At 41.4% G+C, this 8,337-nt stretch carries 9 protein-coding genes; all 9 read right to left on the bottom strand.

Annotation, left to right across the window (positions count from 1 at the left end):
• Nucleotides 1-36: 36 nt before the first annotated feature.
• The 9 genes from recD2 to FC33_RS06155 all read right to left on the bottom strand — a co-directional run bounded on the left by recD2 (nucleotide 37) and on the right by FC33_RS06155 (nucleotide 8,333).
• Nucleotides 37-2,517, bottom strand: coding sequence for an SF1B family DNA helicase RecD2 (gene recD2, locus FC33_RS06195; protein WP_162257625.1), 2,481 nt, complete (start codon nucleotides 2,515-2,517; stop codon nucleotides 37-39).
• Nucleotides 2,510-3,184 (bottom strand): tetratricopeptide repeat protein, encoded by a 675-nt coding sequence (locus FC33_RS06190; protein WP_057827739.1) that lies wholly within the window; start codon nucleotides 3,182-3,184, stop codon nucleotides 2,510-2,512. The genes recD2 and FC33_RS06190 overlap by 8 nt, the downstream gene beginning before the upstream one ends.
• Before the next feature lie 11 nt (nucleotides 3,185-3,195).
• Nucleotides 3,196-3,858, bottom strand: a complete 663-nt coding sequence (locus tag FC33_RS06185; RefSeq protein WP_057827738.1) for a histidine phosphatase family protein — start codon at nucleotides 3,856-3,858, stop codon at nucleotides 3,196-3,198.
• Nucleotides 3,859-3,952: 94 nt separating this feature from the next.
• Nucleotides 3,953-5,080 carry a tRNA 2-thiouridine(34) synthase MnmA gene (mnmA, locus tag FC33_RS06180; RefSeq protein WP_057827737.1) on the bottom strand — a complete coding sequence of 376 codons (1,128 nt, stop codon included), beginning with the start codon at nucleotides 5,078-5,080 and terminating at the stop codon, nucleotides 3,953-3,955.
• A 128-nt stretch (nucleotides 5,081-5,208) separates the two neighbouring features.
• A complete protein-coding gene (locus FC33_RS06175) occupies nucleotides 5,209-5,550 on the bottom strand; it encodes a DUF1831 domain-containing protein (protein WP_057827736.1) in 342 nt (113 codons plus the stop codon).
• An 11-nt stretch (nucleotides 5,551-5,561) separates the two neighbouring features.
• The gene (locus FC33_RS06170; RefSeq protein WP_057827735.1) at nucleotides 5,562-6,716 is read right to left on the bottom strand and encodes a cysteine desulfurase family protein; all 1,155 of its coding nucleotides are present in this window, start codon (nucleotides 6,714-6,716) and stop codon (nucleotides 5,562-5,564) included.
• Between the two features lie 2 nt (nucleotides 6,717-6,718).
• Nucleotides 6,719-7,411 carry a 5'-methylthioadenosine/adenosylhomocysteine nucleosidase gene (locus tag FC33_RS06165; protein ID WP_057827734.1) on the bottom strand — a complete coding sequence of 231 codons (693 nt, stop codon included), beginning with the start codon at nucleotides 7,409-7,411 and terminating at the stop codon, nucleotides 6,719-6,721.
• A 9-nt stretch (nucleotides 7,412-7,420) separates the two neighbouring features.
• On the bottom strand, nucleotides 7,421-7,786 hold the full coding sequence (locus FC33_RS08505; RefSeq protein WP_057827733.1) for a hypothetical protein: 366 nt from the start codon (nucleotides 7,784-7,786) through the stop codon (nucleotides 7,421-7,423).
• A gap of 4 nt (nucleotides 7,787-7,790) precedes the next feature.
• On the bottom strand, nucleotides 7,791-8,333 hold the full coding sequence (locus FC33_RS06155; protein WP_057827732.1) for an NUDIX hydrolase: 543 nt from the start codon (nucleotides 8,331-8,333) through the stop codon (nucleotides 7,791-7,793).
• Nucleotides 8,334-8,337 lie beyond the last annotated feature (4 nt).

Genomic DNA, 8,337 nt, shown 5'->3' with positions numbered 1-8,337 from the left:
GATTCGTTCGCTTTTCTGCTTCCACCACGCTCGTTTTTAACGTTTTGTCACACCTTGTTTTGTTTCCATAAAATCTGTTGGCCGAATCCCGTTCATTCCAATCAGCGGATCAATTTTTCCACTTTCAATCATTGAATTCGTTAACACATTTGACTTTTGATTTAGTTCTTGATCATCCGCTTCCGCTGTTTCACTTTCACCTTCACTGACAGGATCTTCGATTAAGTTCACCTTTTCGTGGTCGCCAAACGCTTCCCAAAGCATTTCTTTCAATCCCGTTTGGCGGTTTGATGAAACGATTGAAACTGACTTTTTAAATGCCTCAACTTCACCTAATAAAACCAGTTTTTGCTTTGCCCGGCTGACTGCCGTATAAAGCAAATTTCGCGCAAACATCCGTGAAAATTGACGAACCATTGGTAAGATGATCAGCGGAAATTCGCCCCCCTGCGATTTATGAATCGACATGCAGTACGCAAGGGTCAGCTGGTTCCAATTACGTTTCTCATAACCAACTTCATTTCCATCAAAATCAACGATTATCTTATCCGTGGGAACGTGGTTTTTAGCACTTTTAAGATCAATTCCAATTACTTTTCCAATATCACCATTAAAAATATTGTGTTCCGGATCATTCACAAGTTGCAAAACGCGATCCCCGATTCGGAAAACCTGTTGATTGACCTGAGCTTCCTTTCGCCCGCGTTTTGCCGGATTAACAATGGCCTGCATCCGATTATTTAAATTATCAATTCCGGCCACTCCCTTGTACATTGGAGCAAGCACTTGCAGATCATCAATTGAATTTCCTTTACTCAGCCACAATTGAACAACCTGTTCAAGCACATCCGGAACTTGAAAAGCATTGCATGCGATAAATGAGCGATCAGCATGTTGTTGCGTAAAATCCGGTGGCAACTGCCCCTGCTGAATACTGTGTGACAATTCAACGATCGATGAATCATCCGATTGGCGATAAATTCGCGTTAGTTCCTTCTTCGGCAATTCATCACTTTCAAGTAGATCCGCAAAAACCTGTCCTGGACCAACTGATGGTAACTGATCCTTATCGCCGACAAAAATCACCTGCATGTTATATGGAATTGCGCCTAACAAAACATCCATTAACTCCGTATCAACCATTGACGTTTCATCAATGATCAATAAGTCGCCTGAAAGCTCATCCACCTTACTTTCTGACAACTCCTCATCATGCCCGTTGATTCCAAGTAACCGGTGAATCGTTCTTGCTGGCAAACCAGTTGTTTCCGTCATTCGTTTCGCGGCCCGGCCAGTTGGCGCAGCTAATAGGATCGGAAGATGAGAATCATCCTTTTGCTGGCGAATACGTTCAAGGTCAATCCCATTCAACTCAGCAAACATGGCCACGATTCCATTAATAATGGTCGTCTTCCCTGTTCCAGGTCCTCCAGTTAACAAAAAACACCGCGAATTAAGCGCCGTAAAAATTGCATCCTGTTGAATATCATCATATTGGATTCCAAGGTGGCGTTCAATTCGGCGTAAAATTTTGGCAAGCTTCTTTTCGTCATAATTTTTTTGATCCTGATTCGTCGCAATCGTATATAATTTATTGGCAATTCCATGTTCTTCATGATAAAGCCGGCGAACATAAATATGCTGTTGATCCGCAACGATTCGGTGCTTCTTCTCAAGTTCGATAATCTGGTCAGCAACCATTTCCGGATCAATTGCCGTTTGCCGGCCCTTCTCAAGCAACGTGATCGCATTTTCAATCACTTGCCGACTCGTTGCATACGTATTGCCGCTTTCATAACAAAGATCATTTAAAACTTGAAAAATCGCCCCGCGAATTCGGACCGCCGAATCATCCTTGATCCCAATTTGTATTGCAATTTGATCAGCCTTCACGAACCCGATTCCATCAATATCAATTGATAATTGATATGGATTTTCATTGATCACCGTCAATGACTTTTCATGATACTTGGCAAAAATCTTAGCTGAAATTTTGCTTGAAAAGCCGTAATTATTCAACCCAATGATGATGGTATCAGTTTGATTATTATCCTTAATCCCTTCAATCAAAGTTTGCGCTTGTCGGGAACTTAAACCGAGTCCCTGTGCGCGTTCAGGATCCTGGATCAATAAGTTCAAGGCATCATCGCCTAAAATTTTAACAATTCGTTCAGCTGATTTTTTCCCAATTCCTGGGAATTTATCACTTGAAAAATAATGGACAAGGCCCTCCGTTGTGTCCGGAACATCAACTTCGTACGTTTCCGCCTTGAATTGCTTGCCGTAACGCGGATGATCAACGACGTGGCCGATAAATCGGTACTCATTTTCTTCCTGCAAATTTGCAAAATCACCCGTCACCGTGATCGTGTGCTCTTTCCAATCAAAGTTCGTTTCCTTCACACTAATTAAAATTACCTTGTAGAAACTATCATTACTTTGGAAAAAGACACTTTTGACCCGGCCCTTTACAAACTGCTGTTCGTTTTGAATTAACTCTTGCTGGGTGTTATTCATCATCTTGATCCTTTGACTTAATTGCGCGTTGAACGTCGCTTAATCGTTCTTGCATCCGGTCATAATAATCCTGATCGAGTTGCTTGACCTTGTTAAAATACTCATCTGCAGCTTCCGGGCTTTCCTGAGTAAACTTGATCACTCCCAGTTGAAAGAGAGCACGTAAATCAGTATCATCCATCTCAAGCACTTGTTGGTAAAAGTCTTCTGCCTGATCAAACTTTCCTAACGCTAAAAAGCAATCCGCTAATAATCGTTTCGGTTCCTTATTTTGCGGCATTTCATCACTCGCCGTTAATGCAAAAACCATTGCTTGCTGGTACTTTTGCTGAGCATAATTTGCTTGACCGATCATTAAGTACGCTTCCGCCTTTAGTTTGTGATCCGTAACCTTTTGAAACGCTTGAATCGCTTCATCGTATAGTCCTGCTGAATAAAAAACGTTCCCAAGACCATAAGTTAAAAGGCCAACTTTGGCTGGCTGATCGTTGAAAATGTTGATTGCCCGCTTAAAAAGTTCTTCTGCCTGAGGAAAACTTTGCATTTCAGTCAAAATCGTTCCCAGTTGATAATAATTATCCACATTATAAGGATCCTGATCAATTGCTTGAACTAACTTATGGGTTGCTTTTTCAGCTTCTTGCGTCTTTTTATCTTCTTCTGCCATCTTCTCATTCCTTAAATAATATCCGTCGGGTCTAATTTCCGCTTTAAATAGTCGGTCTTATTCCATGCAATGCACTTAAAATGCTCGCCGTCCGTTGTCTTTAAAATAGTTGTACTCGTGTTAGCCAAGCCGCCGCGTTCACGAATCTTTGCCAACGGAACGCCCAATAAATGCCGGGTTTCCGCTCCCAATGCAGCTCCATGGCTGACAACCAAAACATTATCTTCTGGATAACGCTGATAGATTGCTTGAATCTTCGGGGTCATTCGCTTAAATAATTCTTCATATGATTCCCCGTCAATTGCGGTTGGATCATATTTATCAGGATGGTAACGGAAATTTTCAACCATTTCGGGATACTGCTTTTCAGCATCCACAAACTTCATTTTTTCCATTTTTCCCAAATTAAATTCCATAAACGCCGGATCAGCTTCAATTTTTAATCCAGCCTGATCAAGATTCTTATTGATTTCCTGTGCCGTTGTCATCGTCCGCTTCAAGGGACTGCAGTAAATCTTCGCAAACCGAATCTTCTCACTGTTAAAATACGCAGCTAATTGCTTGATCTCTTCGTAACTTTCTGGAAGAAGCGGTGAATCGCCATGTGATCCTTGATAGCGTCCTTCCAAATTCCACTCTGTTTTTCCATGTCTTACAAAATAAAAAGTCGTCATTTCAATTTCCTCTTTAACATATTTAGTTTAATTATACATCAAAAAAATAGAGGCTGTGAGCTCACCCACGCCTCTATTCGTAATCTGATTTTAATTAAACATATTGTAAAAGTTTGCCTTCTTGATATGCATAATCGATCGTTCCGCTTCCAAGGCATTCTTCACCATCATACAAGACAACTTCTTGCCCCGGGGTAACTGCCCGTGCCGGATCATCAAATTCAACGGTCATTGTGGTATGATCATCATTTAAATGAACGGTTACGCCGCAGTCTTTTTGCCGGTAACGGAATTTAGCCGTACAGTGAAAATCATTGCCGTAATGATTGATTGGGGCAACGAAACTCAACTGGCTTGCATCCAAACTGGTTGCGTATAAGTGTTCGTTGTGATATCCCTGACCAACGTATAAGGTATTGGTCTTAATATCCTTGCCAACCACAAACCATGGTTCGTTACTCTTGCCATCACCGCCAATTCCTAATCCGCGTCGCTGGCCAATTGTGTAATTCATTAACCCGTAATGTTGTCCCTTAACTTCACCTTCAAAGGTCTTCATTACTCCTGGTTGAGCCGGTAAGAATTCACTCAAGAACTTACTGAAATTCCGTTCACCAATGAAACAAACCCCGGTTGAATCCTTTTTGTGAGCAGTTGCCAGTCCGGCTTCTTCAGCGATTCGCCGAACTTCGGATTTTTGCATCCCGCCAATTGGGAACATCGCCTTTTGCAAATGCTTTTGGGTCAACTGGCTTAAGAAGTAGGTCTGGTCCTTATTCGGATCTGCACCGCGAAGCATATGCACGGTCCCGTCTTCATCCCGTCGAATTTGAGCGTAGTGGCCCATTGCAATGTAATCAGCATCAAGTTCCATTGCATAATCTAAAAATGCTTTAAACTTAACTTCCTTATTACACAAAACGTCAGGATTAGGAGTCCGCCCACGTTTATATTCATCAAGGAAATATGAGAAAACATTGTCCCAATATTCCTTTTCAAAATTAACTGAATAGTATGGAATGCCGATTTCAGCAGCAACCTTGGCAACATCCTGATAGTCTTCGGTTACCGTGCAGACGCCGCTGTCATTTTTTTCATCCCAATTCTTCATAAAAACGCCGACAACATCGTAGCCTTGTTGCTTAAGCAAGTACGCTGAAACTGATGAATCAACGCCACCGCTCATTCCAACAACGACCCGTGTCTTGCTGTTATCTTTCATAAACTCACCATCATTTCATTTAGATTCTGAATCATCAACGATTTGAAGGTCGTTTTGTCCAGTAATGTTAATTATAAACGCGAAAAGCCTCCCATTGCAAGGAGGCTTTCTTACTTTTGATAAGCAAATTATGCTTTTTCAATAATTTGCCGTTCAATTAAATTATCAAGAATGAAGTTTAATTGTTCCAAGTGAGTATCAACGTCTTTTCCCTTGTGAACATCAACTTCACGCATTCCGTTAGCCGTTAACGTTGCCATCTTAAATTTCTTCAAATCAGCTTCAACGGTCATTTTAAATTTAAATCCCTGATTATACGGTGAATTTGGATCCAATGACCGTTCTAATTCAAATTTGCCGGTCTTGGTTTCCATAAAACCAACGTCCCGCAATGAATATTTTTTAATTTCTGGTGACAACCGGTATTTTTGATTATCACCCTTGATTTGATTTACTTCTGTAAAAGCCATCGAACTTCCTCCTATTTCTTTAAAAACCGATTGATGATTTTGACAATTTGGTCAACTGTCCGATCGATTTCCTCAGCGGTATTTTCCATCCCAAAACTGAACCGAATTGATTCCCGAATTCGAGGTGAATCTGAACCATACATTGCTTTTAAAACGTGGGATGGTTCAAGCGAACCAGCCGTACATGCTGACCCTGCGGCAACCGCGATTCCATTAAGGTCCAAATTTGTAATGAAGGCATCATTCGGAATTCCCTTAAACCAAATGTTCAAAACATGCGGCAATTCGCCTGCATTCATTTTACCATTAATTTCAAAATCAATATGGTTCGCTTTCAAACCGTCAGTCAATTGTTTTTTAAAGCCATAATACCGGTCACGCCGCCGTTGCTTTTCTTCGGAATTATCAATTTCAACCGCTTTGGCAAAGCCGGCAATTGCCGGGACGTTTTCGGTTCCAGCGCGCCGCGTAAGTTCCTGATCGCCGCCCTTGATATACGAATCGAATTTAATTCCGTCACGTTGATACAAAAAGCCCAGAAATTTAGGACCATTCAGTTTATGAGCGGACGTTGACAGTAAATCAATATGATCGGCTTGAACATCAATGTCCAACAGGCCGTACGCTTGAACGGCATCCGTGTGGAACCATGCATTTGAGTCCGCAACAATTTCACCGATCTCATGAATCGGCATTTTGCTCCCGACTTCGTTATTCCCAGTCATTACTGAAACTAAAATCGTATCATCGCGTAATTCCTTCTTCAAATCATCCAGACTGATCTCACCATTTTGATCAACTGGCAGATACGTAACTTCAAATCCCTGCGTTTCAAGATACTGCATTGGCTTCAAAACCGCTTCATGTTCAACCGCAGTCGTAATAATATGCCGGCCTTCATTTTGCCGCTTCATTGCCGTTTGGATAATTGCAGTATTATCACTTTCTGTCCCGCCACTTGTAAAAATAATTTCATTATCAAGCCGTGCGTTGATCGACTGGGCAATTACATGGCGGCTCCGGTCCAAAATTGACCGGGCCTCTCTCCCCCATGAATTGACCGCTGACGCATTGCCGAAATTATTTTGCATTGCATCTGCAATGACCTTGACAACCGCCGGATCCATCGGGGTGGTTGCCGCATTATCTAGATAAATCCTTTCCATTTTTATGCCTCTTCTGATAATAAAGTTAAAATCATTTTTGCAGACCGTTTTCCTGCATCAATTACAAATTCATCAAATGATTGGCTTGCTTCTTCATCACCAACATCTGACATTGCCCGAATAACTAAATACGGAATGTTAAATTCATGGGCAACTTGGCCAACGGCTGCCCCTTCCATTTCACTGCAAAGTGCATCTGGGAAAATACCCTTGATCTGCTTGATCTTTGCAGTTGAATTGATAAATTGATCCCCCGTAACGATCAAACCTTCCCGGACTGGCAAACCATTTTCTTCAGCAGCTTTTTTGACTGCTGCACGAAGATGAGCATCCGCTTCAAAAATTTGCGGTTGTCCCGGCATTTGTCCCATCTTATAACCAAAAGCCGTTGAATCAGCGTCATGATATGCTGTTCCGGTTGAAAGAACCACATCGCCAACATGCATTCCATCGCCAATTCCACCAGCAGAACCGGAGTTAATAATGCAGTCAACGTGGAAATTATTTGCCAAAAATGCAGTGTTGACTGCTGCTTGGACTTTACCGATCCCTGATTGAACAAGCACAACTTCATGCCCGTTAATCGTTCCGGTATAGTATTTCATGTCAGCAATTGATTGTTCTTGCTTATCTGCTAACTTTTCAACCAACGTTTTAATTTCTTCTTCCATTGCACAAATAATTCCGTACTTCATTGTTTCCTCCTAAAAATTGACAAACCGCATAATTAAATACGTGATAATAATCAACCCAATTAAAATCCAAATTACCTTATTTAATTTTTTTCCTAATAATCGGGCTTTCCGTTCATTTTCCTCATCCTGATCCCGCTTCTTTTGTTCTGCCCGGGAGAGAATCTCATCATCATTCGTGATGGTTCTTTCAGAATGATCAGTCTTCCGCAAACGGGCCAGAAAAGAATTTTCACTTTCATCGATTGCTTGATGCCGCCGAAGCCTTTTGTCATCAGGTTCATCCGTAAAACTTGGGGTCTTACTTCTTCTTAACGGTTCATTTGAATCATCATTTTCCTGATCATAAAAGTGGCGTCCTTCGTTATCCCAGCTCATTGACCTACCCCATCATTTGCCAAAACATAACCGCCATCAGTGTTTTCGCATCACAAATTTCGCCGCGGCTAATTGCCTCTTGAACTTCTTTTGGCGATAATTCAACCAATTCAAGAAATTCATCGTCATCCTGCGGTAATTCATCTTTAACAGCTTTTAATCCCACTGCATGATATAAATACATCAATTCATTAGCAAACCCTGGTGAAGTATAAAATTTCGTAACTAATTCAAACTGATCAGCTGCAAAACGCGTTTCCTCATTTAATTCACGCCGGGCTGTTTTTTCCGGATCATCATGTTCGCTTGGTTCAATTTTTCCTGCCGGAATTTCAAGGGTGACCTTCTTTAACGGTTCACGCCATTGCCGAATCATTACAATTTTATTCGAATCAGTAATGGCAATCACCCCGACAGCCCCTTGATGCCGGATAACTTCACGAACTGCTTCCTTACCATTGGGAAGTTTAACAACTTCTTTATCTAAATGAACAACTTTCCCATTATAGATATTTTCAGTTGATAAGGTCTTTTCTTTAAAATCCATTTTG

It is taken from the genome of Ligilactobacillus aviarius subsp. aviarius DSM 20655 (assembly GCF_001436315.1).
Lineage (GTDB): Bacteria > Bacillota > Bacilli > Lactobacillales > Lactobacillaceae > Ligilactobacillus > Ligilactobacillus aviarius.
The sequence above is the reverse complement of the archived record's forward strand: the minus strand, read 5'-3'. Positions and strand labels throughout refer to the sequence as shown.

Coding starts and splice junctions, on each gene's coding strand:
- recD2 (WP_162257625.1), bottom strand. CDS start 2,517: ATGAATAACACCCAGCAAGAGTTAATTCAAAACGAACAGCAGTTTGTA.
- FC33_RS06190 (WP_057827739.1), bottom strand. CDS start 3,184: ATGGCAGAAGAAGATAAAAAGACGCAAGAAGCTGAAAAAGCAACCCAT.
- FC33_RS06185 (WP_057827738.1), bottom strand. CDS start 3,858: ATGACGACTTTTTATTTTGTAAGACATGGAAAAACAGAGTGGAATTTG.
- mnmA (WP_057827737.1), bottom strand. CDS start 5,080: ATGAAAGATAACAGCAAGACACGGGTCGTTGTTGGAATGAGCGGTGGC.
- FC33_RS06175 (WP_057827736.1), bottom strand. CDS start 5,550: ATGGCTTTTACAGAAGTAAATCAAATCAAGGGTGATAATCAAAAATAC.
- FC33_RS06170 (WP_057827735.1), bottom strand. CDS start 6,716: ATGGAAAGGATTTATCTAGATAATGCGGCAACCACCCCGATGGATCCG.
- FC33_RS06165 (WP_057827734.1), bottom strand. CDS start 7,411: ATGAAGTACGGAATTATTTGTGCAATGGAAGAAGAAATTAAAACGTTG.
- FC33_RS08505 (WP_057827733.1), bottom strand. CDS start 7,786: ATGAGCTGGGATAACGAAGGACGCCACTTTTATGATCAGGAAAATGAT.
- FC33_RS06155 (WP_057827732.1), bottom strand. CDS start 8,333: ATGGATTTTAAAGAAAAGACCTTATCAACTGAAAATATCTATAATGGG.